Annotated in this window: 20 protein-coding genes; 15 read left to right on the top strand and 5 right to left on the bottom strand. The window is 69.3% G+C overall.

All coding sequences use genetic code 11. From position 1 onward, the window contains the following. Window positions 1-2: 2 nt before the first annotated feature. A complete protein-coding gene (locus EV675_RS09915) occupies window positions 3-3,584 on the top strand; it encodes a type VI secretion protein IcmF/TssM N-terminal domain-containing protein (RefSeq protein ID WP_130357084.1) in 3,582 nt (1,193 codons plus the stop codon). 16 nt (window positions 3,585-3,600) lie between these two features. Then, the gene (tssA, locus tag EV675_RS09910) at window positions 3,601-4,701 is read left to right on the top strand and encodes a type VI secretion system protein TssA (RefSeq protein ID WP_130357083.1); all 1,101 of its coding nucleotides are present in this window, start codon (window positions 3,601-3,603) and stop codon (window positions 4,699-4,701) included. 5 nt (window positions 4,702-4,706) lie between these two features. Here the strand turns inward: tssA and EV675_RS09905 are convergent, their stop codons facing one another. Together EV675_RS09905 and EV675_RS09900 are read right to left on the bottom strand one after the other, a co-directional pair. Then, window positions 4,707-4,994 carry an addiction module antidote protein gene (locus EV675_RS09905; RefSeq protein WP_130357082.1) on the bottom strand — a complete coding sequence of 96 codons (288 nt, stop codon included), beginning with the start codon at window positions 4,992-4,994 and terminating at the stop codon, window positions 4,707-4,709. Next, window positions 4,984-5,292 carry a type II toxin-antitoxin system RelE/ParE family toxin gene (locus EV675_RS09900; RefSeq protein WP_130357081.1) on the bottom strand — a complete coding sequence of 103 codons (309 nt, stop codon included), beginning with the start codon at window positions 5,290-5,292 and terminating at the stop codon, window positions 4,984-4,986. Before EV675_RS09900 ends, EV675_RS09905 begins: the two co-directional genes overlap by 11 nt. Before the next feature lie 224 nt (window positions 5,293-5,516). Between EV675_RS09900 and tssB the strand changes: the two genes are divergently transcribed. From tssB to tssE, 4 genes are all read left to right on the top strand, one after another. Further along, window positions 5,517-6,035, top strand: a complete 519-nt coding sequence (gene tssB, locus EV675_RS09895) for a type VI secretion system contractile sheath small subunit (protein ID WP_130357080.1) — start codon at window positions 5,517-5,519, stop codon at window positions 6,033-6,035. A 26-nt stretch (window positions 6,036-6,061) separates the two neighbouring features. Then, entirely contained in the window at window positions 6,062-7,549 is a 1,488-nt protein-coding gene (gene tssC, locus EV675_RS09890) for a type VI secretion system contractile sheath large subunit (RefSeq protein ID WP_130357079.1), read from the top strand. Between the two features lie 22 nt (window positions 7,550-7,571). Then, window positions 7,572-8,066, top strand: a complete 495-nt coding sequence (locus tag EV675_RS09885) for an Hcp family type VI secretion system effector (protein WP_124687939.1) — start codon at window positions 7,572-7,574, stop codon at window positions 8,064-8,066. Between the two features lie 77 nt (window positions 8,067-8,143). Further along, window positions 8,144-8,575: a type VI secretion system baseplate subunit TssE gene (gene tssE / locus EV675_RS09880; RefSeq protein ID WP_130357078.1), complete on the top strand. Its 432-nt coding sequence runs from the start codon at window positions 8,144-8,146 to the stop codon at window positions 8,573-8,575. Here the strand turns inward: tssE and EV675_RS09875 are convergent. Next, entirely contained in the window at window positions 8,560-10,449 is a 1,890-nt protein-coding gene (locus EV675_RS09875; protein WP_130357077.1) for an ATP-binding response regulator, read from the bottom strand. The two genes, tssE and EV675_RS09875, sit on opposite strands and share 16 nt — an antisense overlap. A gap of 158 nt (window positions 10,450-10,607) precedes the next feature. On the opposite strand from EV675_RS09875, the gene phnD reads away from it, so the two are divergent. The 8 genes from phnD (at window position 10,608) to EV675_RS09835 (ending at window position 24,568) form a co-directional block, all read left to right on the top strand. Then, entirely contained in the window at window positions 10,608-11,633 is a 1,026-nt protein-coding gene (gene phnD / locus EV675_RS09870; protein WP_242621377.1) for a phosphate/phosphite/phosphonate ABC transporter substrate-binding protein, read from the top strand. 73 nt (window positions 11,634-11,706) lie between these two features. Next, on the top strand, window positions 11,707-13,584 hold the full coding sequence (locus EV675_RS30230; RefSeq protein ID WP_130357076.1) for an MltA domain-containing protein: 1,878 nt from the start codon (window positions 11,707-11,709) through the stop codon (window positions 13,582-13,584). A gap of 112 nt (window positions 13,585-13,696) precedes the next feature. Further along, a complete protein-coding gene (gene tssF / locus EV675_RS09860) occupies window positions 13,697-15,529 on the top strand; it encodes a type VI secretion system baseplate subunit TssF (protein ID WP_130357075.1) in 1,833 nt (610 codons plus the stop codon). A gap of 4 nt (window positions 15,530-15,533) precedes the next feature. After that, window positions 15,534-16,613 carry a type VI secretion system baseplate subunit TssG gene (gene tssG, locus EV675_RS09855; protein WP_130357074.1) on the top strand — a complete coding sequence of 360 codons (1,080 nt, stop codon included), beginning with the start codon at window positions 15,534-15,536 and terminating at the stop codon, window positions 16,611-16,613. Further along, the gene (gene tssH, locus EV675_RS09850) at window positions 16,604-19,255 is read left to right on the top strand and encodes a type VI secretion system ATPase TssH (protein WP_207221931.1); all 2,652 of its coding nucleotides are present in this window, start codon (window positions 16,604-16,606) and stop codon (window positions 19,253-19,255) included. Before tssG ends, tssH begins: the two co-directional genes overlap by 10 nt. 5 nt (window positions 19,256-19,260) lie before the next feature. Further along, a complete protein-coding gene (tssI, locus tag EV675_RS09845) occupies window positions 19,261-21,531 on the top strand; it encodes a type VI secretion system tip protein TssI/VgrG (protein WP_130357073.1) in 2,271 nt (756 codons plus the stop codon). A 3-nt stretch (window positions 21,532-21,534) separates the two neighbouring features. Beyond that, window positions 21,535-22,158: a peptidoglycan-binding protein gene (locus EV675_RS09840; protein WP_130357072.1), complete on the top strand. Its 624-nt coding sequence runs from the start codon at window positions 21,535-21,537 to the stop codon at window positions 22,156-22,158. 199 nt (window positions 22,159-22,357) lie between these two features. Next, window positions 22,358-24,568, top strand: coding sequence for a hypothetical protein (locus tag EV675_RS09835; RefSeq protein ID WP_130357071.1), 2,211 nt, complete (start codon window positions 22,358-22,360; stop codon window positions 24,566-24,568). A gap of 25 nt (window positions 24,569-24,593) precedes the next feature. Here EV675_RS09835 and EV675_RS09830 read toward each other — a convergent pair whose 3' ends face one another. Continuing rightward, window positions 24,594-24,983, bottom strand: a complete 390-nt coding sequence (locus EV675_RS09830; protein ID WP_130357070.1) for a DUF4280 domain-containing protein — start codon at window positions 24,981-24,983, stop codon at window positions 24,594-24,596. A 36-nt stretch (window positions 24,984-25,019) separates the two neighbouring features. Beyond that, complete coding sequence (locus EV675_RS29970; RefSeq protein WP_130357069.1) at window positions 25,020-25,631, bottom strand: OmpA family protein; 612 nt, start codon at window positions 25,629-25,631, stop codon at window positions 25,020-25,022. A 207-nt stretch (window positions 25,632-25,838) separates the two neighbouring features. On the opposite strand from EV675_RS29970, the gene EV675_RS09820 reads away from it, so the two are divergent. Continuing rightward, window positions 25,839-26,954, top strand: a complete 1,116-nt coding sequence (locus tag EV675_RS09820; protein ID WP_242621376.1) for an ABC transporter substrate binding protein — start codon at window positions 25,839-25,841, stop codon at window positions 26,952-26,954. The last annotated feature ends 9 nt before the right edge of the window (window positions 26,955-26,963 follow it).

The following is a 26,963-nucleotide window of genomic DNA, read 5'->3' as shown; positions in this document are numbered from 1 at the left end:
CCATGAGTTTCCTCGACCGTATCGCCCAGCCGCTGGAACGCCTGCCCGGCATGAAAAAGCGGGCCGTGCGCGTGGCCACCGCGCTGGTCCTGCTGCTGGTGATCGCCGCGCTGCTCGTGCTCGTGGCCACGCTGGTGCTGCCGCTCCTGCCGGCCCGGTTCTGGCAGGTGCTGGCCCTGTGCCTGGTCGCCTTCGCCGTGCTGTGGTGGTTCGCCTCGGGTGCGAAGCGGTTCTCGCGGCGGGGCTTCGCGCGCAAGCGCATCGGCGACCTGGGTCCGGGCAATCCGGAGGACGAGAAGGTGGCGCTGGAGCGCATGCGCGCCGCCATCGCCCAGGCGCGCCAGGCCATCCAGCGTTCGCCCGAGATCGGCAAGGGCCGCGACCCGCTCTACCGCATTCCCTGGATGCTGTTCGTGGGCGACGAGCAGGCCGGCGTGGACGGCCTGCTGCGCGCGGCCAACCGGGTCTCGCCCTTCCCCCCGCCCGATCCCCAGCCCGACGGCTATTGGCGATGGTGGTTCTTCAAGTCCATGATCGCCATCGAGACGCCGCCGTCGGCGGTGTGCGACGCCTCGGCCCGCGTGGAGCGGGGGCTGTGGTACCAGGCGCTGATGCTGCTGTCCACCGAACGCGACAAGCTGCCGCTGAACGGCATCGTCGTGTGCATGGGCGCGCGCACGCTGCTGGCGGGCCCGGACGCGGTGCGGCCGGTGGCGATGCGGCTGCGGCGGCTGGTGGACGAGGCCCTGGAGCACTTGCAGGTCCAGCTTCCCGTGTACCTGGTGGTGACCGGGCTGGACCGGGTGCCCGGCTACGGCGCCTTCGCCGCCGCCGTGCCGGAGCAGGCGCTGGCACAGGCGGTGGGACACCGGTTGTCGGATACGGAAGAGATCAGCGCGGCCACCGGGAACCGGCTCGAGGAACTCTACGCGCCCATCGTGCAGCGCCTGCACGCGCTGCGCATCACCGCGCTGCGCAGCCAGGCCACGCCGGCCGGACGGCGCGCCATCTACGAATTCGTCGAGCACGTGCGGGCGCTGGCGCCCGGCCTGGAGACCCTGGTCGGCCTGATGCTGGAAGACAATCCCTTCCAGCGCACGCCCCGCTGGCGCGGCCTGTTCCTGACCGGCTCGCCGCCCGAAACGGCCGCGGGCAAGAGCGGCGCCGCGGGCGGTTTCCTGGACGATCTCTTCACCCGTTTCCTGCCCGCCGACCAGCCCCTGGCCTCGCCCAGCTTCCGCGGCAATGCCGGCAAGATGGCGATCGCGGCGGTGGGCGTGGGCGCGATGCTGGGCCTGTCGGCCATGTTGAGCTACGGTTTCGTCAACGCCCGGCAGGACGACGGCAAGCTGCTGGCGCAGACACAGACGGCCTGCCGCGAGCCCAGCGACGCGGTGGCGGCCGCGCGCATAGGCTGGCTGGCCCGCTGCGGCCGGACCATCGAGCAGTTGGAGGTGGCGCGCGCCGAGACCGGCCTGGGATTCGGACTGCGGCGGGCCGACTCCGACATCGAGCGGATGAAGGAACAGGTGCTGCGCGATTTCTCCAACCTGATCCTGGCTCCCTATGACCAGATCATCGAGACCGACCTGGCGCGCAACCAGGCGGGGCTGGAACACTTGCTGGCGGTATCGCAGCGGCTGCGCATGCTGGACCATTGCCGCCGGCAGAGCGATGCGTGCCAGCAGGAGGCCACGACCAACCTGGCATTCGACCAGGATGCGAGGCTGTTCAGCCCTTTTGTCTCGGGTGAGCAGGACGCGCGGGCCGATCGCGAACACGCCGCCGCCCTGCTCACCACCTACATGGGCTACCTGCGCTGGCAGCAGTCGGCCACGCTGGACGCGGAAGCCCAGCGCCTGCGCGCGCTGCTGGCCCGCCTGCTGGCGGCCCATACGCCGCGCCCGGAGGACGTCCGCGCCTGGGCCGACCAGCGGCGCGACCCGATCGCGCTGACCGCCTTCTGGCTGCCGCCGGACCGCGTCGTGGGCGTGGAGGCGGCCGCCATGCCCACGGTCTCGGCCGCCTTCACGCGCCAGGCCTGGCGGGAGGTGCTGGCGCCCATGCTGCGCACCGCCGTGGATGCGGTCCCCGAGCGCAAGCCTGTCCTGGAAACGTTCCGAGCCCAGTACTTCAGCGAGTACTTTCGCGCATGGGGGCGTTTCCAGGCCAGGTTCTTCGAAGGCACCCGGCTGTGGCGCCCGCAGCTCGACGCCATGGGCAAGCGCGCGGGAACGGCCGAGGATCCGTACGTGCTGCTGGCCGCCGCCACCGATCGCGAACTGCAGGGGCTGGACCTGGCGCTGCCCCTGGGCACGCGCTGGACCCGGACCTGGGCCCGCGCCAAGAGCGATTGGCTAGGCGCCTGGCGGCCCCTGGGCGGCTTCCTGGCCAGTGCCGTAGCGGGCATGTTCGGCCGATGGTGGGGCGCCGAGCCCGTCCAGCCCCCCGCCTGGCTGCTGGCCGAAATCGACACCACCGAACGCGTGCTGCGGCCGCAGCGTCCGGACTACGCGCGCGCCTATCTGCGCCTGCGCGCCGACGCCAGCGGCCAGGACGCCTACGACGTCGCGGCCGAGCTGTTCCGCGCCAAGGGCGCGCCGCCTCAGCCGCCGGCGGCCGATTATGCCGCGCTGCTTTCCTCGGTGGACAAGCCGGGGGAACAGTTCGCCGCGGTCTTCAAGGGCGACGACCTGGCCGCCTGGTCCGTGGTGCAGGGGCCATCGCGGCTGCTGCTGTACCTGACCGTGCAGCGCGCCGGCCAGTTCGTCCAGGCCCGCTGGAACGAGAGCGTGGTCGCCGCGCTGCGCGGCATGCCGCCCAAGGAGCAGGTCGACGCGCTGTACGGCGAACAGGGCCGGCTGACGGCCTTCGTGAAGGACTGGCTGCAGCCTTTCATTACCGAGCGCGAACGCACGCCCACGCGCATCGCCGGCATCGGCCTGCCGCTGTCGCCCGCCTACCAGGGCATGGTCGCGGCCGAACGGCGCATCCTGTCGACCCAGGTCAACAAGCCCTTTCTTGCCGGCAGTTTCCAGTTCTCGCAGCCCACGCGCATGGGTGCTGCCAGCGAAGGGCCGCAGGGTACGGTGCTGGAAGTGGTCTGCCGCGAGCGCACCTACCTGGCATCGACCCGCGCGGAATCGCTGGCCGAAGCGACGGCCCAGGTGTTCTGGTCGCCCGACAGCTGCATCGAGGCGCGCCTGCACATCTCGCTGCCCGTACCGCCGGAAGCACCCGCTGCCGCCGCGCCAGGCGCCGCGCCCGGAGCCGTGCCCACACCCGTACCCGCCGCCGCTCCCCCGCCCACACTAGGGCCACGGCTGACGCTGATCTACCCTGGCGCCGAAGGCTTCGCCACGCTGATCGCCGATTTCCGTTCGGGCTCGCACGCCTTCCGGCTGCCCGACTTCCGCACCTCGTACGGTCCCATCCAATGGAAGGAGCTGTCGGCCCGGCTGGCCCAGCAGGGCTTCACCGAGGCCCGGGTCTTCATGGACGTGCGCCCGTCCGACGAGATGCTGCGCTTCCTGAACGCCCGGACCGAGCCGGTCGCCGCGCTGCCGACCTCCATCCTGGAATGACGACCTGGAGATTCCCATGGCCATCGATATCGCCGAACTGATGCAACCCATCGCCGGGGGCGACCCCTGCGGCGAGGACGCCTCGTTCTCGGACACCTACGACCGCATCCGGGAAGCGCGCCGCGCGGACGACCCCTCGCTGTCGCAGGGCGACTGGCAGACCGAACTCAAGACCGCCGACTGGCGGGCCGCCGCCGACCTGGCGGCCGAGGTGCTGCAAAGCCAGAGCAAGGACCTGCAGGCCGCCGTCTGGCTGGGCGAGGCCCTGATCGCCCGCCACGGACTGGCCGGCGCCGCGGACGCGATGGGCGTGCTGCACGGCCTGCTCGACGCCTACTGGGACGGCCTGCATCCGCGGCCCGACGGCGACGACCTGGAGGAACGCGCCAGCAAGCTGGCCTGGTTCAACGTTTATGGCGGCCTGGCCTTGAAGAAGGCGCCGCTGACCGCTTCCGCGCCTTATGTCACGCTGATCGATTGGCAGGACTCGCGCGAGGTCGACAACCTGGCGCGCCAGAACGCCGCCGCCTACCAGGAGGCCCTGGACGCGGGCAAGCCCACGGGGGAATCGGTGGACAAGGCCATCGAAGGCAGCGGCCCGGGCTTCGTGTCGGAGACCCTGGCCGCCGCCGACGCGGCGCAGGCCGCCTTCGACCGCTTGCAGGCGCTGGTCGACCAGCGCTTCGGCCGCCAGGCGCCCAGCCTGGCCGACCTGGGCGACGGGCTCAAGCGTGCGCGCCAGGTGCTGGGGCGGGCGGCGCAGAACCTGGGGATCGCGCCCCGGCAGGGGCAGGAGGCCGGCGAAACCGCGGTCGTCGTTCCCACGGTGCCTGCCGCGATGCCGGCGCCCGCGGTGCAGGCCGTGCCCGCGGCCGCGCCTGCGATGACCGTGCCGCGCGTGATGGTGGACTTCCAGGCCCGCGCGGAACTGCTGCGCACCCTGGGCGAGATCGCCGCCCACTTCAAGCGCGTGGAGCCGCACAGCCCCGTGTCCTTCCTGCTGGAACGCGCGGTGAGCTGGGCCGACATGCCGCTGGATCAATGGCTGGCGGAGGTGGTGAACGACGATTCGGTGCTGGGGGTGATACGGGATCGGATAGGGGTGCCGCGGGGGTGAGGGGCTCAGCCGTGCATCGGCTCGAACTTCAGCTTGAGACCGAATGCTTGAATCAGCTTCCAGACGGTTTCATAACGCGGCTTGGAGCCCGGCGCCAGGGACTTGTACAGGCTTTCTCGCCCCAGGCCGGTACGCTGGGCGACTTCGGCCATGCCCACCGCCTTCGCAATGTCTCCCAGAGCAAGCAGGAAAACATCAGGGCCTTCCTCAATGGCGGCGGAGAGATATTCCGCGATCATCTCTTCGCTGTCCAGGTATTCCGATGCGTCGAATGGCCTGATTTCACGCCTCATGATCCACCTCTTTTGCAGCCCACACTCTGTGGGCTGTCTTGATGTCGTTGGCCTGGGTCGATTTGTCGCCGCCACAAAGCAACAGGTAGACCACCGCCCCTTGCCTCGCGTAATAGATCCGATATCCCGGACCCACGTCGATCTTCATCTCCATGACTCCGCGACCAAGCGCGCGATGGTTGCCGAAGTTCCCGGTTCGTGCGCCCTGGATCCGGGCGATGATCCGGGCCCTGGCCCGCAGATCCTTCAGGCCGTGCAGCCATTTTTCGAAAGCTTTCGTTGCAAGGATTGCGTTCATTAATAGTATCCCATTGGATACAAAAATCAAGCAGGACGAGGCGATTTTGCGGATAGATCCCTGTCATCGCCAAGGCACCTCAAGGACAATTTCGTCCCACCTCCCCCCTACCCCTTCCGGCCTATCTCCACGTCTGGCCGTCTGGCTACTACCGCCGCCGGCCCCGGCTTTCTAGACTGCACCGCATTCCCGTTCGACCGCCGGCTACGCCAAGGAGAGCGATCATGGCCAAGAAGGAAAGCACCCAACACAAGCTCGACCGTGTCCGCGCGCCGCGTGTCCAGCTGACCTACGACGTGGAGATCGGCGACGCCATCGAGAAGAAGGAACTGCCCTTCGTCGCCGGCGTGCTGGGCGATTTCAGCGGCAAGCCCGAGGAGCCGCTGCCCAGGCTGAAGGACCGCAAGTTCGTCAACGTCGACAAGGACAACTTCGACGACGTGCTCAAGGGCATGAAGCCGCGCCTGCAATACCAGGTGGACAACAAGCTGTCCAACGACGGCTCGCGCATAGGCGTGACGCTGGATTTCAAGAGCCTGTCCGACTTCGAGCCGGAGAAGCTCGTGCAGCAGATCGACCCGCTGCGCAAGTTGCTGGAGGCCCGCCAGAAGCTGGCCGACCTGCGCAACAAGATGGCGGGCAACGACAAGTTCGAGGAATTGCTGAGCGAGGTGCTGCAAAACACCGACAAGATCGCCCAGTTGTCCAGGGAAGTCGCGAAAGACGACAGCCCCGAAGCCTGACGCACCGCAGCCACCGGAGAACGCCCATGGCCGACACCCAACAACAAGGCGCGGCGCCCGCCGCTGCCGCCGCAGCCGAGTCCGCTTCGCTGCTCGACTCCATCCTGTCGCAAAGCCGCATCGCGCGCTCCGATTCCGAGAAGGAACGGGCGCGGGACCTCATTGCCGAGCTGGTCAGCCAGATCGCCGACGGCGAGGTCACGATTTCGCGCGATGCCATCGCCTCCATCGACGCGCGCATCGCGCAGTTGGACGCGGTGCTGTCCGACCAGTTGTCGGCCGTCATGCATGCGCCCGAGTTCCAGCAACTGGAAGGCAGTTGGCGCGGGTTGAAGTACCTGATCGACAGCTCGGAGACCAGCACCACGCTGAAGGTCAAGCTGTTCAACGCCAGCAAGAAGGAACTGGTGAAGGACCTGAAGAGCGCCTCGGACTTCGACCAGTCGGCGCTGTTCAAGAAGGTCTATGAAGAGGAATACGGCACCTTCGGCGGCGCGCCGTTCGCGACGCTGATCGGCGACTACGAGTTCACGCGCCATCCCGAGGACATGTACCTGCTGGAGGAGATGTCCCACATCGCCGCCTCGGCGCATGCGCCCTTCCTCTCGGCCGCCTCGCCCGAGCTGTTCGGGTTCGAGAGCTTCACCGACTTGTCTGGGCCCCGGGACCTGGCCAAGATCTTCGACACGGTCGAATACGCCAAGTGGAAATCCTTCCGCGCCTCGGAGGATTCGCGCTACGTCGGCCTGGCCATGCCGCACGTGCTGGGGCGCCTGCCCTACGGCCCCGACACCGCGCCGGTGGAGGCCTTCAATTACCAGGAAGACGTGACCGGCAAGGATCACTCCAAGTACCTGTGGAGCAACGCCGCATACTCGCTGGGCGCGCGCATCACCGATGCCTTCGCCCGCTACGGCTGGTGCGCGGCGATCCGCGGGGTGGAGGGCGGCGGACTGGTCGAGGGGCTGCCCACGCATACCTTCGCCACCGACGACGGCGAGGTCGCGCTGAAGTGCCCGACCGAGATCGCCATCACCGACCGGCGCGAGAAGGAACTGGCGGACCTGGGCTTTATCCCGCTGGTGCACTGCAAGGGCACGGACTACGCGGCCTTCTTCTCGACCCAGTCGGCGCAGAAGGCCAAGGAATACAACACCGATGCCGCCAACGCCAATGCCCGGCTGTCGTCGCAGCTGCAATACATCTACGCGGTCAGCCGCATCGCGCACTATCTGAAGACGATGATGCGCGACAAGATCGGCAGCTTCGCCTCGAAGGCAAGCGTCGAGACCTACCTGAACAACTGGGTCGCGCAGTACGTCCTGCTGGACGACATGGCCTCGCAGGAACGCAAGGCTCAGTTCCCGCTGCGCGAAGCCCGGATCGAAGTGGCCGAGATACCCGGAAAGCCGGGCGCCTACAAGGCCGCCGCCTTCCTGCGCCCGCACTACCAGCTGGACGAACTGAGCGTCTCGCTGCGCCTGGTGGCCGAACTTCCGCAATCGGCCCGCTAATTCACCACGAGGAGTCTGAATCATGGCATTCGATGCATTCATCCAGCTTGAAGGGATCAAGGGAGAAAGCACGGACGAGAAGCACAAGGACTGGATCGAGATCCAGAACTACGGCTTCGGCGCGGCCCAGCCCCAGTCGAACACCGCATCGTCGTCGGGCAACCTCGGGTCGGCGCGGGTCGAGGTGAAGAACTTCAGCTTCCTGCACAACCTGGACATCGCCAGCCCCAAGCTGTTCGAATACTGCTGCACCGGGGCCACGATTCCCAAGGCGACCATCACTCTGAACCGCGCCGGCGGGCAGAAAGAGAAGTACATGGAGTACAAGCTGACCGACGTGATCGTGACCTCGGTCAACCGCGACGGCTCCTCGGACAACACGCAGGACGTGCCGCTGGAAGCCGTTGCGCTGGGCTTCGGCAAGATCGAGATGACCTACAGCAAGATCGGCATCGACGGGAAATCATCGGGTAACGCCTCCGCCGGCTGGGACCTGAAGAAGAACGTGAAGGTGTAGAGGTCCCCCCCCTGCGCGCTGACGCGCGCCCCCCCAGGGGGCCCGCGTGAGCGCGTAGGGGGTGGGCTCCGCCCCCCATGAAGAGCCTGATCGAACGCCTGGAATCGGCGTCGGCCGACAGCGGCCGCGCCGATATCTACGCGCTGCGCGAAGCCGTCTCGCGCGACCTGGAAGCGCTGTTGAACACGCGCTCGGAAGGGGCGCGCCTGATTCCGCAGGCCTACGCCGAATGCCGCAAGTCCTCGCTGACCTACGGCATTCCCGATTTCTCGTCCTACAGCCTGCTCAGTCCGCACGACCGCGACCGCATACGGCGCGCGCTGGAGGCGGCCATCAGCCAGCACGAAAGCCGCCTGTCGCGCGTCAGGGTGGGGCTGGAGCCGCCTCGCCAGTACGAACGCGTGCTGCGCTTCAAGGTGGACGCCCTGCTGTCGCTGGGGCCCGACCGCGAGAAGGTGCAGTTCGACGCGGTATTGCAGCTCAATACGCAGGCCTACGCCGTCAAGTAGCGGTCGCCGCGCGCATCGCGCAGCACCGCAGCCAGCGCCTGCCTGAGCACTTCGCTGGTCACCGGCTTGTGCAGCACCGCGATGCCGGCCTCGGCGATCTCGCGCAGCCGGTCCGGCTTGGTCTCGCCCGTGACCAGCAGGCGCGCCGCGCGGCGGCCGTGCATGCCGGGGTGGGCGTCGAGCGCCCGCAGCACCTCCAGCCCGTTCTCGCCGTCGCGCAGCAGCAGGTCGGTGATCACCACGTCGGGCGGCCGCGCCCACTGCCCCGCCAGGGCCAGGACCTGCGCCCGGCTCTCGGCCACGGCCACTTCGGCGCCCCAGTTGCGCAGCACCAGCGACAGCCCTTCGAGGATGTTGGGCTCGTCGTCGACCACGAGCATGAACATGCCCGTGAAATCGACCTGGGCCCCCTGCGCCGGGCAGGGCGGCGGCGCCTCGGCCGGCGCCGCGGCCGGCGCGACCACGGACACCACGGTCCCCCGGCCCACGCGGGATTGCAGCCGCAGCGGCATGTCCAGCAGGTCGCACAGGCGGCGCACCGTGGCCAGGCCCAGCCCCAGGCCCCGCGATCCTCGCGAACTGGACGCATCGACCTGGTAGAACTCCTCGAACACCTTCTGCTGATGCTCCGGCGCGATGCCCACCCCGGTATCCCAGACGCCGATGCGCATGCCGCCCGCTTCCCGGCGGGCACCGACCAGCACGCCGCCCTGCGTGGTGTGGCGCAGCGCGTTGCTGACGAGGTTGTTCAGGATGCGCGACAGCATGACATAGTCGCAATCGACCCACGCGTCGGTCTTGCGCACGACCAGCCGCAGTCCCTGCTCTTCGGCCTGCGGGCGGAAGTTGCGGCTGATGTCGTCGAACAGGTGGTCCAGCGGGAATACGGCGCGCTGCACGCGCACAGCACCCGCGTCGATCTGCGACAGGTTGAGCAGTTCGGAGAACAGGCGGTCCAACGAATGCACGCACTCCTGGATGGAGGCGATGCAGGCCAGGCGCGGCGGATCGGTCTCGTCCGAGCGCAGGGCATCGGCGAACAGGGTGAGCGCATGCAGGGGCTGGCGCAGGTCGTGGCTGGCCGCGGCCAGGAGGCGCGTCTTGCCCTGGTTGGCGGCCTCGAGCTGGGCGTTCTTCAGGGCCAGTTCCTGGGTGGCCTGCACGATCTGGCTCTCCATGGTCCTGCGGCTGTCCGCCAGCGCCTGGGCCGCCACCTTGAAACCGTGCTGCAGGCGGCCGACCTCGGCGGTGGCGCCGGTGTCGACCACGACCTCGTCGCCTTCGCCCAGCCGGTCGACGACCTCGGCCAGCTTGCGGATGGGGGCGCTGATGCGCCGCGCCGCCCACCAGCCGGCGATGCCCACGCCCAGCAGGCAGGCGCCCAGCAGCGCGGCCAGGGTGGACCACAGGTTGCGGCGGGCAGCGTCGATGGAGTCCAGGTCGAACTCGACCATGACTTCGCCGGCGCGCGCCGACTCTTCGCTATCTATGGGTTCGAGCACCTCCAGCCCCGGCGGATCGGTGGGCTTGGTCCAGAAGCCCGACTGCGCGACGATCTCGCCATCCAGTGTCCGGATCTGCACCTGCCTGACGCCCGGCTGCTGGCTGCCGACGCGGGCGGCGTTGAGCAGCGCCCGGCGGTCCATGCGCATCAGCGACGTGCGCGACAGGGTCGCCACCTGGCGGGCCACCGCCCGGGCGTTGTTCTCGGTCAGTTCGGTCAGTTCGGTCAGGTAGTGGCGCGCCAGCACCGACATCGCCAGCAGAATGGCCACCGCGGCCGGCACCAGACTGAGCAGCATCAGCCGCACGGCAAGCGGCACGCTGCCGACGGAGCGGCGGGAAAGATCGGCGAGACGCGACGGCGTGGCCATGCGAAGGCGGAAAGTGACAGTCTCGTGATTGTGGATAGCGCCGTTCGCCAAGACAAGCGAAATCGATTCTTGCAGATTCTGTTGCTAAATATGTCGTCGCTTTCTGTCCGCACGGGTTGATGCGATGATCCGGTGCCCCGATCCACGCTACCGTCACCGTGTACACGCTCGCCCAGCTTCTCGTTCGCCGGATGTCGTTCGCGCTGCTGCTCGCCAGTGCCGCGCTGGCCGTCCTGCCGGGTGTGTCGCGGGCACAGGAAGCCGCGCTGCGCTTCGGGGTGCTGCCCCTGGGCGGCGCGCTGGAGTCGCGCCAGGACTGGAAGCCGCTGCTGGACGACATGGGCACCTCGGTGGGCCGCCCCGTCGTCGCCCTGTCCTTCACCTCGTACGAAGGCCTGCGCCTGGCCATGCAGGAGAACCGCGTGGACCTGGCCTTCGTATCGGGCAAGCTCGCGCTCGAGGCGGTGCTGCAGTACGGCATGGTGGTCCTGAACCAGGTCGTGCGGCCGGATGGCCTGCCCGGCTACCGCTCGGTCCTGATCGTGCGCAGGGACGGCCCCATCCAGGCCCTGGACGACGTCCTGAACCAGCCCGGCAAGTGGCGCCTGGGCATGGGCGAGACGCAATCGATGTCGGGCTACGTCATTCCCCAGCTGCAGCTTTTCGCGCCCCGCGGCATTGCCATCGAACGCCATTTCCCGAGCGAACTCGTCGACGGCCACCAGGGCACGGCGCTGGCCGTGGCCAACGGCGACGTGGACGTGGCGACCAACAACACCGCCGACCTGGACCGCTTCCGCACCCACTTTCCCCAGGAAGCCGCGCGCCTGAAGATCATCTGGGAGTCGGATCTGATTCCCCATGGCGCCATCGTCATGCAGCGGGGTTTTCCGGACGCGATGCGCGACCGCGTGCGCACCTTCCTGAGCGGCTACGGCCACGGCACCGGCGCGCGCGCCGACGCCGAGCGCGTGGTGCTGAGCCGGCTGCATGGCCTGGCCGGCTTCCCGACCGCGGACAACCGCATGCTGCTCCAGGTATTGCGATTGGAATACCAGCTCTCGCAGCGCCAGGCCCTCCAGGGCCAATGGGTGTCGGAGCAGGCGCGCCAGGCCCGGCTGGCGCGCCTGGCCGCCGAATACGAGGACCAGCGGCAGCGGCTCGCGGTAGCGCCCGCGCCTTAGGCCCTAAGTGGTATGGAACGGGCGCCGGCCAGGCGTCACACTGCATGGCCAGGATCCTGTCGGGAGAAGCGCCATGACGCCCGAGACCAGCCATGTTCAAGCGGGCCAGCCAAGGCGGGCCGCGCCGGGCCGGCTGTCCATGACGACCGCCGCCGGTGCCGGCCTGCTGGCGCTGGCCGCCTGTACCGCGCCGACCACTCGGCAGCCGGCGCCCGCCGTGCCCCCGGCCGCGACGGCCACGCCCGCCCCATCGGCGCCACGCACGCCCACGCCCCCGGGCGCCGCCCGCCCCGTGCCGGCCGCCGCTCCCGCCATGGACAGCGGCGCGCCCGCCCCCGGGCCAACCCCGCCGGACGACCTGGGCACGCCCTTCGCCACCCGATACGCCCGCTTCGAGCCGGTGCCGTTCTCGGCCCTGCCCGGCTGGTCGGCGGACTCGGCGCGCGAAAGCCTGAGCGCCTTTCGCCAAAGCTGCCTGGCCCTGGGCAGGAAGCCGGTCTGGGATGAACTGTGCACCGCCGCCGGCCGCATCCAGGCCAGCGACGACGGCGGCATCCGCCGCTTCTTCGAGCAGCGCTTCCACGCCTATTCCATGCAGAATCCGGACCAGAGCGACGAAGGCGTCATCACCGGCTACTACGAGCCGCTGCTGGAAGGCAGCCGCACGCGCAGTTCCCGCTACCCCTACCCCGTCCACGGCGTGCCGGCCGACCTGCTGTTCCTGGACGCGCAGGTGGCGGCGGCGGGCAAGCGGCAGTGGCTGCGGCTGGACGACCGGCGCCTGACCCCCGCCGCCCCCGGGTCGCCCGGCGCGCGGCAGTACGACGTGGACATGGGCGGCCTGACGCCCGGCATCCGCGACAAGCGTTATCGCGTGCGGGCCGAGGGCGGCCGCATCGTGCCGTACTGGTCGCGCCAGGATATCGAGCGGCGCGCGCTGGACGCGCAGGTGCTGGCCTGGGTGAACGATGCCTACGCGCTGTATTCGCTGCAGATCCAGGGCTCCGGCAAGATCCGGCTGGCCGGCGGCGAGACCCTGCGCGTCGCCTATGGCGAACAGAACGGCCATCCTTTCCTGCCCCAGGCATCGAGCGCCGATACCGCCACCGTCGGCGCCGCGATCAAGACCCGCGGCCTGGCGCTCGGAGCCAGCAGCGCCGCCGCCACCTCGTCGGCCGCGCAGCCGATGGCGAGCCCGCGCGCCGCCCCGGCCATCCAGCGCGATCCCGACGTGGCGCGCATCATCGCCGCGTTGCAGGGGCGCGGCAGCGCATCCCCGGCGCGCCCGGCCACGCCCGCGCCGGCCGCCGCGACGCCGGTGGCCGCGGCGGCCCCCTCCGCCCCGCCCGCCAGCCGGCCCGCGGCCCCCGATCCCGATGTCGCGGCCATTATCGCGGCGCTGGGCGGAAAGGCCCCGGCGCGGCCCGCCGCGAGTCCCGCGCCCGCTCCGGCCACCGCTTCCGGCGACAGCCCTCCGGCCGCGCCCGCCGCCATGGGCGGGGCCGGGCAGGCAACCGGCATCCCCGACCCCAGCTACGTGTTCTTTCGCCTGATCCCCGACGGCCCGCAAGGTCCGCTGGGCGCGCTGGGCGTGCCGCTGACGGCGGGCCGTTCGATCGCGGTGGATCCGCGCACGACGCCCCTGGGCTACCCGGTCTTCGTTTCCACCGGCGACCCGTCGCCCACGGCCGGCAGCGTCAATCGGCTGATGTTCGCGCAGGATACCGGCGGCGCCATACGCGGCACGGTGCGCGCCGACTACTTCTGGGGCTTCGGCCCCTCGGCCGGCGACCGTGCCTCGCGCATGAAGGAAACCGGCCGCATGTGGCTGCTGCTTCCGCGCGACCTCCAGACCTCGGCCATGACGGCGGCGGTGCGCACCCGCTCGGTGGGCGGCCCGGCGGTGTTGGCCGAATGCGTGGTGCCGGATCCGGACAACTGCGTGGAGTAGCGGGCGCCGCGGCGCCCGCCCCGATGCCACGAGTAATAGGCCATTCGGCGAATGGCCCGGGGCGCCGTCCCCTCCTAGACTGCATACTCCAACGCGCCGCATCGCCCCGCCCATGCTCGAGGAACTCCTTCCCTACTACGAAGACGAGCTCACGCACCTGCGCAAGCTCTCGAAGGAATTCGCCGCGCGCTATCCCAAGATCGCCGCGCGGCTGCTGCTGGACGGCGACGTCTACGAAGACCCGCACGTCGAGCGGCTGATCGAGTCCTTCGCCTTCATCGCCTCGCGCATCCACAAGAAGCTGGACGACGACTTCCCGCAGATCACCGAGGCCTTCCTGTCGGTGCTGTATCCGCACTTCCTGCGGCCGGTGCCCTCGATGTCCATCGCCCAGTTGCTGCTGGCGCCGGGCGCGGAACTGAGCGGCGCCCAGCGCGTCGAGCGCGGCACCACGCTGCTGACGCGTCCCGTGCAGGGCGAGCCCGTGCGCTACCGCAATGCCTGGCCGGTGGAGGTCTGGCCGCTGGAGGTCACGGCCGCCCGCTGCGAGTCCATCGAGCGTTCGGCCTTCGCGCTGCGCGGCGCGGAGACGGCCGCCACCATCAGCGTGCGCGTGGAGACCCGCGGCCAGGCCAGCTTCGCCAAGCTGGGCGTCGATACGCTGCGCTTCTACCTGGATGGCGAAAGCCCGCTGGTGCACGCGCTGCACGAGCTGCTGCTCAACAGCACCGGCCGCGTGCAGATCGCGGCGGCCGAGGGACAGCCCGCGGTCGAGCCCCTGGAATTGCCTGCCTCCTGCCTGCGCCCGGTGGGCCTGGGCGAAAGCGAAGGCTTGCTGGACTACGATCCCCGCTCGTTCCTGGGCTACCGGCTGATCCAGGAATACTTTGTCCTGCCGGAGAAATTCCTGTTCGTGGATCTGGCCGGCCTGGACCTGCGCCGCTTCGCGCGCGGCATCGACATACGTTTCCTGATCGCGCCCTTCGGCCGCCAGGAACGCCTGGGCCGGCTGGAACAGACGGTGGGCCGCGATACCTTCAAGCTGCATTGCACGCCCATCGTCAACCTTTTCTCGCAGCCGGCCGAGCCGGTGCGGCTGACCCACGAACTGCACGAGTATCCCGTGATTCCCGACGTGCGGCGCCCGCTGGGGCTCGAGGTCTATTCGGTGGACGGCGTGCGGCGGCACACCCGCGGCGTGTCGCAGGAACAGGTGCGGGAGTTCCTGCCTTTCTTCTCGGTGGCGCACGGCCTCGAACAGGAGCCGGGCACCTACTGGATCGCCCGCCGCGTGCCGTCGGCCCAGCCTTCGGACGACGGCACGGACATGCGCATCGCGCTGGTCGACAAGGACATGGACCCCAGCGTGCCATCGGTGGACACACTGTCCATCACGCTGACCTGCACCAACCGCGACCTGCCGGCGCTCCTGCCCTTCGGCGGCGAGGACAGCAATCTGCAGCTTGAGGACGCCGGCGCCGTTGCCGGCGCGCGGCTGCTGAAGAAGCCCACCGCCACCTGGCGCGCGCCCATGCGGCTGGCCAACCAGTGGCGGCTGATCTCCCATCTGGCGCTGAACCACCTGTCCATCGTCGAAGGTGGGCGCGAAGCGTTGCTGGAAATCCTGAGCCTGTACAACTTCACCGACTCGGCCAGCCTGCGCAAGCAGATCGCCGGCATCGTGGACGTGGCCGGCGCGCCGTCGGTCGCGCGCGTGGGCGCGGCGCCCCGCCAGGCCTTCGTGCGCGGCACCGACATCACGCTGACCTTCGACGAGAACCAGTACGTGGGATCGGGCGTGTATCTGCTGGCCTGCGTGCTCGACCGCTTCTTCGGGCTGTACTGCACCGCGAATTCCTGGACCCGGCTGACGGTGCGGACCTTGCAGCGCGAGACCGCCATGGCCACCTTCGCCCCGCGCTCGGGCGACCAGCACCTGGTGTAGCGACATGGCCGCCCCCATCCATAGCCACCTGGCCCTGCTGCAAGCACATCCGGAGCGGTATGGATTCTTCCAGGCCGTGCGGCTGCTGCTGCGCGGCGCCGGCGTGCCGGCGGGAGCACACGCGATTCCCCCCGGCACCCTGCGTTTCGGCACCACGCTGGGCCTGTTCTTCCCCCCTAACGAGATCGCCTCCATCGACCGTCCGGCATGGGCCGGCTCCGACGGACCGCAGTTGATGCGGGTGAATTTCATGGGCCTGGCCGGCCCCTCCGGGGTCCTGCCCCGCCACTACACCGAGTGGCTGATGGCGCTGCGCCAGGCGCGCGACCCGGCCGCGCAGGATTTCCTGGACCTGTTCAACCACCGGTTGATCGAATTGTTCTGGCGCGCCTGGGCCCGCCATCGGCCCGAAGTGGCGCTGGAATCGGATGCCGAATCGGGCGTGCACCGGCACGTCTACGACCTGATAGGCATGGGCACGCCGCATCTGTACGGCAGCCTGTTCCCGCGCCGTGCGACCGAGTCGCAGGCGCGGCGGCGCCCGCTGCCCGGCGCGGCGCTGGGCTATTACGCCGGCCTGCTGTCGCAGCGGCCGCACGGCGCCGGATCGCTGGCGCAGGTCATGAGCGACTACCTGCGCGCACCGGTCACGGTGGAAAGCTGCGTCGGCACCTGGCAGGACGTGCCCGCCGGCGACCGCACGCGCCTGGGCCGGCAGGCCGCGGCGCTGGGCCGGCAATGCGTGTTGGGCAGCCGTTTCTGGGACCGGCAGAGCACGCTGCGGCTGCGGGTGGGGCCGATGCGGCGCCGCCATTTCGAACAATTGCTTCCGCCCTCCGACAAGCGGACGGGCTGGCTGGACGGCACGGTGGAGCTGGCGCGGTTCATGACCGGGCTGGCGCTGGACCTGCGCATCCGGCTGGCGGTCCGTGCCGACGAAGTCCGGCCGCTGCGGCTGGGCGGCGCCGCCACGGACGCCGCCCGCCTGGGCTGGAACACCTGGCTGGGCGGACGGCGCGGCGCGCGGCCGGCGGACGACTGCGAATTTCAATTCAGCGCAACGGGAGGCCAGTCATGGCGGTGAACCTGCGGGCATTGGTGGGACGCCTGAACGGCGTATGCAAAGGCGCCATGGAAGGCGCGGCCGGCCTGTGCCTGTCGCGCACCCACTACGACGTCGAGATCGAGCACCTGCTGTACAAGCTGCTCGAAGCCGAGAACACGGACGTCACGCGCATCCTGCGTCAGTTCGACATTCCCCCCGATCAGGCGCGCAAGGAACTCGACCGCGCGCTGGACACCTTCAAGACCGGCAACTCGCGCACGCCGGCGCTGTCGCCCCATCTGCCGCTGCTGCTGGAGCGCGCCTGGGTGTTCGCGTCGGTCGAGTACGGCGAAGCCAGGATACGCAGCGGCCATCTGCTGATCGCGCTGCTGGCCGATGCCGACCTCAAGCGCCTGCTGGCTCCGGCCATCAAGTCGGTGCAAGGCATCAACCTGGAATCGCTGCAACAGAACTTCCACGCCATCGCCGCGGCGTCGGCCGAAGCGCGCGACGCGCTGGCGCTGGGCGACACCGGCGCGCCAGCCGACCAGCCACCGGCCGCCGACGGCGCGGGCGGCAAGCCCAGCGCCACGCCCAACCTGGACCGCTTCTGCATCGACCTGACGCAGCGGGCGCGCGACGGCCACCTGGACCCGGTGCTGGGCCGGGACGAGGAAATCCGGCTGATGGTGGACGTGCTGTCGCGGCGGCGCCAGAACAACCCCATCCTGACCGGCGAGCCGGGCGTGGGCAAGACCGCCGTGGTCGAGGGCCTGGCGGCGCGCATCGTGGCCGACGACGTCCCGCCCGTGCTGCGCGGCGTGACGCTTCTGTCGCTGGATCTGGGCCTGTTGCAGGCGGGCGCCAGCGTCAAGGGCGAGTTCGAGAACCGGCTCAAGGGCGTGATCGACGAGGTCAAGCGCAGCCCCAAACCCATCGTCATGTTCATCGACGAGGCCCACACGCTGATCGGCGCGGGCGGCGCGGCCGGCCAGAACGATGCGGCCAACCTGCTCAAGCCGGCCCTGGCCCGGGGCGAGATGCGCACCATCGCCGCCACCACGTGGAGCGAATACAAGAAGTACTTCGAGAAGGATGCCGCGCTGACCCGCCGCTTCCAGGTGATCAAGGTAGAGGAACCCGCCGACGCCAAGGCCGTCGGCATGCTGCGCGGCGTGGCGGCGGCCATGGCGAAACACCATGGCGTGCGCATCCTGGACGAGGCCGTGGCCGATGCGGTGAAGCTGTCGTCGCGCTACGTGGCGGGACGGCAGCTGCCGGACAAGGCCGTGAGCGTGCTGGATACGGCCTGCGCCAAGATCGCGGTTGGCCAGCATGCCACGCCCGCCGCGGTGGAGGATGCCCAGCGCCGGCTGGAGGCCATGGCCACCGAGCGCACGCAACTGGAAACCGAGGCCGCCACCGGGCTGGATCACACGGCCCGGCTGGAGGAAATCGCGGCCGATACGTCCCGCGTGCAGTCCGACCTGGACCGCCTGAAGGAAAAATGGGAGGCCGAACGCAAGCTGGTGGCCGAGATCGGCACCCGCCTGGACGCCCTGGCCAGCCTGCCGGGCGATGCGCCCGAGCGTGCCGGCGCCGCGCAGGAACTCGACCGGCTGCGCGCCGAGCTGCGCGCGGCCCAGGGCGATGCGCCCATGGTCCATGCGCTGGTGGACGGCAGCGCGGTGGCGGAAGTGATCGCGGGTTGGACCGGCATCCCGGTGGGCCGCATGGTGGCCGACGAGATCGACGCCGTGCGCCGGCTGGACTCCCTGCTGGCCGAACGCGTGATCGGCCAGGACCACGCCCTGCAGGCCATCGCCCAGCGCGTGCGCACCTCGCGCGCCAACCTGGAAGATCCGAACAAGCCCAAGGGCGTGTTCCTGCTGGTGGGCACCAGCGGCGTGGGCAAGACCGAGACCGCCATCGCGCTGGCCGACATCCTGTACGGCGGCGAGCGCAACATGATCACCATCAACATGTCCGAGTACCAGGAGGCCCATACCGTCTCCAGCCTGAAGGGCTCGCCGCCGGGCTACGTGGGCTACGGAGAGGGCGGCGTGCTGACCGAGGCGGTCCGCCGGCGCCCCTACAGCGTCGTGCTGCTGGACGAGATCGAGAAGGCCCACCCAGACGTGCTGGAACTGTTCTTCCAGGTATTCGACAAGGGCAACATGGAGGACGGCGAAGGCCGCGAGATCGACTTCCGCAACACGCTGATCATCCTGACCTCGAACGCCGGCACCGACGTCATCATGCAGGCCAGCGACAACGGCCGCACCCGGCCGCCCGTGGACCAGTTGCTGGACCTGCTGCGGCCCGACCTGCAGGAAGCCTTCAAGCCCGCGTTCCTGGGCCGTTGCGCGCTGGTGCCCTACTACCCGCTGCGCGACGAGAACATGAAACGCATCGTGCGGCTGAAGCTGGACAAGATCGCCCGGCGCATACGCGCCAACCACGCCGCGGCGTTCGAGTACGACGAGGCGCTGGTGGACGCGATCGCGCAGCGCTGCACCGAGGTCGATTCCGGCGCGCGCAACATCGACAACATTCTGACGGGCACCCTCTTGCCCGAGGTGGCCGATCTGGTGCTGGCCCGCATGGGGGCGGCCGAGGCGATCGCCCACATAGGCGCCGGCATCGGGGCCGACGGCGGCTTCGCCTACACCATCCGCTGACGGCCATGGCTATCTCCACCGCCGAACGCCTGTTCGACCTCGCCACCCCGCTTGGGGAGGACGCGCTGCTGGTCGAGCGCTTCGAAGGACACGAACGGCTGTCCGAGCCCTTTCGCTTCCACCTGACGCTGGCCTCGGAACAGGAGGACATCAAGCCTTCCGCCCTGCTGGGCCAGCGCGTGACGCTGCGCATCTACACCGAGGACGGCGAGCGCCACTGGACCGGCTGGGTGTCGAGCTTCGAGCGCGCCGGCGAGCCGCGCCAGAACGACGGCGACAACCACAGCACCCGCTACGTCTGCGACGTGGTGCCCTGGTTCTGGTTCCTGCAGTTGCACGAGGATTCGCGCATCTTCCAGAACCTGAGCATCCCCCGGATCGTCGAGGCCCTGTTCAAGGAATTCAGCTTCTCGGATTACGAGCTGCACCTGACCGAGGACTACCCGGACCTGGTCTATTGCACCCAGTACCGCGAGACCACCTTCAACTTCATCTCGCGGCTGCTGGAGCGGGCGGGCATCCACTACTTCTTCCGCCACGAGGAGGATGCCGAGATCATGGTCCTGACCGACAACCGGGACAACAACCCCAAGTTGGAGGCGGCCACGCTGCCCTTCCACCAGCAGATTCTGCTGGAAGAGCGCGACGGCATCTCGTGGCTGTCGCGCCGGTTCGCCTCGCGCACCGGCCGCTACGTGTCCAACGACTACGACTTCACCAAGCCCGGCACCGACATGCGGGTCTCGATCAATTCCCTGATCCGCGTGGGCAACAACGCCGAGTTCGAACGCTACCGCCACCCCGGCGGCTACGCCGAGCTGGCCGACGGCGACCAGTTGACCCGCGTGGAGATCGAAGCCGAGGAAGTCGAGTACGAGACGCTGGACGGCGCCAGCAACGTCCGCACGCTGACGCCGGGCTACGTGTTCGAACTGGAAGACCACCCCATCGACGCGATGAACGAGGAATACCTGGTCGTGTCGGTGGAGCACAGCGGCACCAACAACCTGGGCGACTTGGGCGGCGAAGACGCCAGCACCTACGCCAACCGGATCTCTGTGATCCCGCACCGGGTCACGTACCGCGCGCCGCTGCGCACGCCGCGCGGCCGCGTGAACGGCCCGCAGACGGCCGTGGTCGCGGGCCCCAAGAGCGAAGAGATCTACACCGACGAGTACGGCCGCATCAAGGTCCACTTCTTCTGGGACCGCCGCAGCCACCGCAACGAAAAAAGCTCGTGCTGGCTGCGCGTGGCCCAGGTCTGGGCGGGCAGGCAATGGGGCGCGATGTTCATCCCGCGCATCGGCCAGGAGGTCATCGTCGACTTCCTGGACGGCGACCCCGACCGGCCCATCGTGGTGGGCAGCGTCTACAACGCCGACAACATGCCGCCCTACGCCCTGCCCGCGGAGCAGACCAAGTCCACCATCAAAACCATGTCGAGCAAGGGCGGCGAAGGCTTCAACGAGATCCGCTTCGAGGACAAGAAGGGCGAGGAACAACTGTTCGTGAACGCCCAGAAGGACATGGACGTGCGCGTGGGGAACGATCGCCGCACCGCCATCGGCAACGACGACCACCTGGTGGTCGAGCGCGACCGGCTGACCGAGATCAAGCGCCACCGCCACGAAAAGATCAAGCAGGACCGCGTGGCCGAGATCGGCGGCGACGACCACCTGAAGATCACCGGCATGCAGGCCGTGGCCATCACGGGCTCGCAATCGGTGAAGGTGGACGGCGGCGTGGGCGAATCCTTCAAGAGCCACAGCGAGTCCGTCTCGCAAAGCTACTACCTGAAGGCCGGCATGAACGTGGTGCTGGAGGCCGGGGCCAAGCTGTCTCTGAAGGTCGGCGGCAGCTTCATCGACATCTCGGCGGGCGGCATCTACATCCAGGCGCCCATGGTGATGATCAACAGCGGCGGCGGCCCAGCCTCGGGCAGCGCGGCCTCGCTCGTGGCCCCCATGCAGGCGATGCAGGCCGCGCTGGCCACGCACGCCGACCCCGGCCAGGTCTTCAAGGGCGGCGGGGACGGCGACGAGCCGACGCACGACCAGACGTCGGAAGAGAACAAGGACAAGACGCACTACATCGAGGTCCAGTTGCTGGACGAGGAAGGCCAGCCCGTGACGGGGGAACGCGTGAAGTTCAAGCTGCCCAACGGCAAGACGGCCACCCGCTCCACCGACCAGGAAGGCGTGGCGCGGGTGGCCCGCCTCGACCCGGGGAACTGCGAGATCAGCTTCCCCGGCCTGGACGACTCGGCCTGGGAGTAAGCCATGCCCAACTACACGGTGGGAGAGAACGACAGCATCGCCAGCATCGCCAAGGACCACGGTTTCCTGTGGAAGACGATCTGGGACCACGGCAGCAACGCCAGCCTGCGCGCCAAGCGCAAGGACCCCAACCAGCTCGTGCCGGGCGATGAGATCTTCATTCCCGACAAGGGCACGAAGTCGGTCAGCAAGCCGGTCGACGCCCGCCACACGTTCACGCGCAAGGGCGAACCCACCAAGCTCAAGCTGCGGCTGACGGTGCTGGACGAACCCCGCGCCAAGGAAGCCTATACCCTGGTCTTCGGCGACAAGGTGATCCACGGCGTGACCGACGGCGACGGCAAGCTGGAGCACCCCATCCCGGGCGAGACGCGCAGCGCCACGCTGACGCTGTCCGAGGGAGCCGAGGTCTACGACATCGCCATCGGCGCGCTGCGCCCGGTCAGCGACACCGCCGGCGTGCAGCGCAGGCTGGAGAACCTCGGGTTCGATTGCGGCGGCGAGAGCGGGAGCATCGGCGACGCCACGCGTGATGCGCTCAAACGTTTCCAGACCCAGTATGGGCTGGAGGCAACCGGCGAGCCGGATGATGCCACCCGCGCCAAATTGGAAGAACTCCATGTGTAGGGGATATCTTCAATCGTCGCGAAGAATTGAGTTCTTGATCCGGTTTTGTCTGGTGGGGTGGGGGCAGGCAGGGGTAGGCTGGCGCAGCGAAGCCGGTCCCGCTGCGCCCCAGGGGCTGGGCGGCCCCGCCGCTTCGAACAAGACCGGATCAAGAACTCCCGTCATGCAGGCCCCGACGACGACCGAGGAGAAATAAGCGATGGGACTACTCGAAAGCGCCGCCGGCACAGCAGCGGACAAGGCCGATAGCGTCGCAGGAAAAGACTCGACCATAGGCGGACTGATCGACGACGTCGCCGGCAAACTCGGCGGCGGCGCCGGTGGCGTACCCAATGGCACACCGTACTACTACGCCCGCGAAGCCCTCAACGACAAACTCGGCCAACCACAGAAACTCTTCCTCAAACCCACCGCCCAGGGCTCCGAAAGCCAATCCTCGGATGAAAACCGCGGCAGCCGCCCCATGCCCATCGAATTCATCCACTTCGGCAAAGTCCACGGCGACATGAACGACACCTTCGCCGGCAAGGGACCGCCAGGACACGGCATAGGCTGCCGCGACGCCCTGCTGCGCGAGACCATGCTGCTGTTCAGCTTCGTCGACGCCGCCAAACACGTGCTCGAAACCAACATGCAAGGCGCGATCGGCGGCGCCATGGAAACCGTCGGCTCGCTGCTGGGCAGCGGCCAGAAATCCGCCGCGGTCGGCCCCGAGCAGTTCATGCCCCTGCTGGTCAAGATCCAGACCACCGGCGACAAACTGAACGCCGGATCCATCGACTACCCCACCCTGCACCAGGCCGGCGTGGACCTGCACCAGGCGCGCGCCGACTTTGCCGTGCTGTGCGCCTCGGCCTTCAAGCCGGGAGCCGGCGGCGGCGCGGGGCTGCCGTCGCTGCCCCTGCCCGGGCCGCTGGGGGCCGTCGGCGGGGTGGGCGGATTCATTGCCGACATTCCCAAGTACCTGTTCAAGGCCCAGGATACCTACAAGGCCATGTTCCAGGCGGCGCGCGCCGAATACGAAGCCGGTATCGAGGAAGCCTGCCGGGCCTTCTCCGTGGCGGCGATACGGGACGGCCGCGAACCCACCTTCGGCATCTGGTTCTTCGAGAAGGAAGCGGCGGGCGCGCAAGGCACGGCCTCGCCCGAACCCCCCAAGACCTACGCCGACAACCCCCTGGGCAAGGCCGAGAAGGCCGTCGACGATGCCCAGGACAAGATCGAAGAAGCGCAGGACAAGGCCAAGGGCGCCCAGGAATCGCTGACCGACTGGCTGGAGACCTCCGGCGCACGCACGCGCCCCGGCAGCGATGCGCTGGCCGCGGCTTTCGCCACGCTTTCGGGCGGCACGCGCTGGAACGAGCCCCGTACGGACCTCAAGAACCTCAACAAGATCGTTCCCGCGCCGGCGCTGATTTCGCGGGCGATCGCCGAGGGCACCGGCATCCAGCCCCTGCCCGGCTTCGTCGATACGGTGGTCCGGGAAATCGCCAAGGCCTCGGTCGCCATTCTCGAGCGCATCTACACCAACCTGCTGCTGGCCGCCGGCGACGGCGACCTGCGCGTGCTGACCGCGCTGTCCACGCGCGAAGCGCTCAGCAAGATGATCGTGGACCTGGTGTTCAAGCTGGCGGGTTTTCCTCCGCCCGGAGACAACAAGAAAGCCGAGGGCGAGACCCAGCTCGGCAAGGTCAGCATGGGCAAGCAACAGTTGCTCAACAAGGGCGCGGAGCTGCTGCGCGATTTCCTGACCAAGCACGCCGCCCACCTGGACGTCATCATCGACTTCATCGTCGAGGAGCTGAGCGGGGAATTGCAGAAGATGCGCGGGCAGGCGTTCAGCAAGGATGCCCGGACCATGGAGATCTGGCTGGGCCGGCTGCCCATGCTGCTGGCCCTGCAGGTGCGCAACACCCTGTTCCCGCTGTTCAACCTGCTGCTCGATGCCTTCGGCCTGGGCGATACCGTGGGGCAGACCGTCTGGAATCCGGTGCGCGACAAGATCAAGCAGGCCACCGGCGTGGTCCAGGACGTCAAGCACACCAAGGACAACCTCCTGGAGGCCACGGAACAGGCCAGGGAAAGCGGCAAGAAGATGGACGACGCGGTCAGCCAGCTGGGCGACAACAAGTTCAACTTCCTGGACCCGGCCAACAGCGCCAAGGACATGAAGGACAAGGTCGGCAATGTCGACCGGGCGCGCAAGGACGGGGTGCAGGACGTGCTGGACAAGGCCACGGGCGCGGACGAGGACAAGGCCAGGTCGCTGCTTGCCGGCGACCAGGATGAACCGCCCGCCGGCGATGCGCCCTTCAGCAATATCCGGGTGGACGACAGCGAGGCCATCCGGCCCGAGAAGCCCGACATCGATCGGGTCGGCAAGGTCGTGCTGGGCACCGAGGCGGCATAGCGGCGGGCCTGGCGTCCCTGTTCCGTCAAGGCACGAGTTCGGTCATCTGCCCCGGCATGGTGATGGTGATCACCCCGCCCCAGTTGCACATGCAGGTCGAGGTGTTGTTCAGGACCGGCTGGTTGGCCAGCATGACGGTGGGCGAGCCGGGTACCCAGGGAGAACTGGTCGCCGGCACGCAGGGCATGGGCGTGAGCACGCCCAGGGCGGCGGAGGTCGCCGAGGCGACCGAGGGGTTGCCCAGGCTGGCGCACATGCCGAAGGGCATGATGTTGACCATGGGCTTGTGGTCCATGATGTTGGCCGCCGGCTGGCTCGAGGACATCATCTTGTTGACGGGCAGCACCACCAGGGACGAAGGCGCCACGCCGAAGCTGCATTGCAGCAGCGCCCCGTTGACGACGTGCATGGCCATGGCGGTCCTCCCGCGGCGCGCCGGAACCCGGCGCGGTTACGAGCCGGTGGCGATGATTTCCACGCGCCGGTTCTCGGCGGCGCGCGGATCGGCCGGATTCAGCAATTCGGTCGGGCCCTTGCCCACCGTGCGCAGCCGCGCGGCATCGACGCCGTGGCCCACCAGATAGGTCTTGACCGAGGCGGCCCGGCGCTGCGACAGGCGCATGTTGTAGTCGGCCGACCCCACGCCGTCGGTATGGCCCGCCACGGTGAACATGCGGCCCTTCAGTTCATCGGAGGCCAGCGCCGCGGCCAGGTTGTCGATGGACCGACGCGAGCTTTCGGCGATCTGGTCCGAGCCGAACGCGAACTGGATCTGCATGGAAATGGCGGCGGGCGCGGCGGGGGCCGGCGCGGCCTCGGGCATCGCAGTGGCCTGGGACGAGGCGCCGGGGCGCAGCGCGCGCGTGCGCACGCCGGCGGTGGCATCGTCGCCGCCGCCGGCCTTGAGCTGGTCGATGATCTGGTTGACCGAGGGCGTCTCGGTGCCGAAGTTGCCGGACTGGGCATGCCCCGCATGCGGGATCGCAAAGGCGGCCGCGCAGGCCAGGGCCGCGGCGGCAAGAGGACCCGAGGGAAAGACGCGGGGCCGGACGGAGGTTTTCATGGCGCGCACTCCAGGAAGGTGGACAGGCGGATGCCATAGTGTGCGCAAATCCCCGGTCCGTATCGATATGCCAAGCGGCCTATCCCATCGCGCGCGGGCCTGGCGCGCCCGGCGGCGCGCCGGCCGGTGGCATAGGCCCTCTGCCCTATCGCCGCGCGCGCCGGGCTTACGTAGATTGCGGATACAGCTTCCACGAATCCTTGCAACGTGTTTCGACTCTCCGCGCCTCTGTTGCCGCTCCTGCGCCGGTTGGCCGCCCTATGGCTGGCCGCGCCGCTGGCCGCGCCCTGGGCGGCCGACATGACCCTCATCCTGGACGATACGGGCCAGCAGTATGGCGAATTCGCCGCGCAGCTGCGCAGCGTCAATGCCGCCTCGCACCGGCTGACCCAGGGCAAGGTCGACATCCTGCCGCTGGACGCGCTGCGCCAGCTCGACGGACCGCAGGCGAGCGCGCCGCGGTCCTCTGCGGACGACGGCGATTCCGTCCTGGCCGGCGTGCGCACGCGCAGCGCGCGCGGCTCCATGCTGCCCGACACGGGCGCATCGGCTTCGCCGCCGCCGGTCCGCGCCGAGAGCGGCGACCCGGGCGTCCTGGTCGCCGTGGGCCCCAGGGCGGCCCGGGCCGTGGTCCAGCGCGCCGGTAATGAACCGGTCCTGCTGGCCCTGCTGGGCCGCCTGGAATACGAGGAGTTGCGCGCGCTGCCCGCGCTGCGCCGCCCCGAGCGCGCCATAGGCGTGCTGCTGCGCGACCCTGCCGCGGCCGAACAGCTCAGCCTGATCGACGCCGTGCTGCCCGGCAAGCGCCGGGTGGGGGTCGTGACCGCGCCCCAGGCCGAACCGCTGATGCGCGAACTGGCCAGCGCGGCCCTGACCTGGCCGGCCCAGCATCCGTCGCGCGGCGGCCGCCCCTGGGCCATCGCCGCCGCCGACGCGCCCGACGCCAATGCGTTGACCGGCGCCTTGCAGACCGTGGTGCCCGCCAGCGACGCGCTGCTCGTGCTGCCCGACCCGGTGGGATCCACGTCCGCGGCGGCCCTGGCGCTGCTGCAATCGGCGGCCACGGCCAACCTGCCGGTATTCGCCACCAGCGAGGCCATGGTGCGCGCCGGCGCCCTGGCGGCGCTGGTGCCCGGCAGCGCGCAACTGGCCGAACAGGCCCATGCCCTAACCGTGCGGCTCAAGCAGGCGCCTCCAGGTCCGCCCGTGGTCGAGGCTCCGCGGCGGCTGACGGTGCGCACCAACCCGCACGTGGCCAGGCGGCTGGGGCTGGCCCTGCCGCCGGACGACGTCCTGACGGCGGCCGTGGCGCGCCGGGACTAGGGTTCCGCG

This window comes from Pigmentiphaga kullae (genome assembly GCF_004216695.1).
GTDB classification, from domain to species: Bacteria; Pseudomonadota; Gammaproteobacteria; order Burkholderiales; family Burkholderiaceae_B; genus Pigmentiphaga; species Pigmentiphaga kullae.
This window is presented reverse-complemented; position numbering and strand designations above follow the sequence as displayed.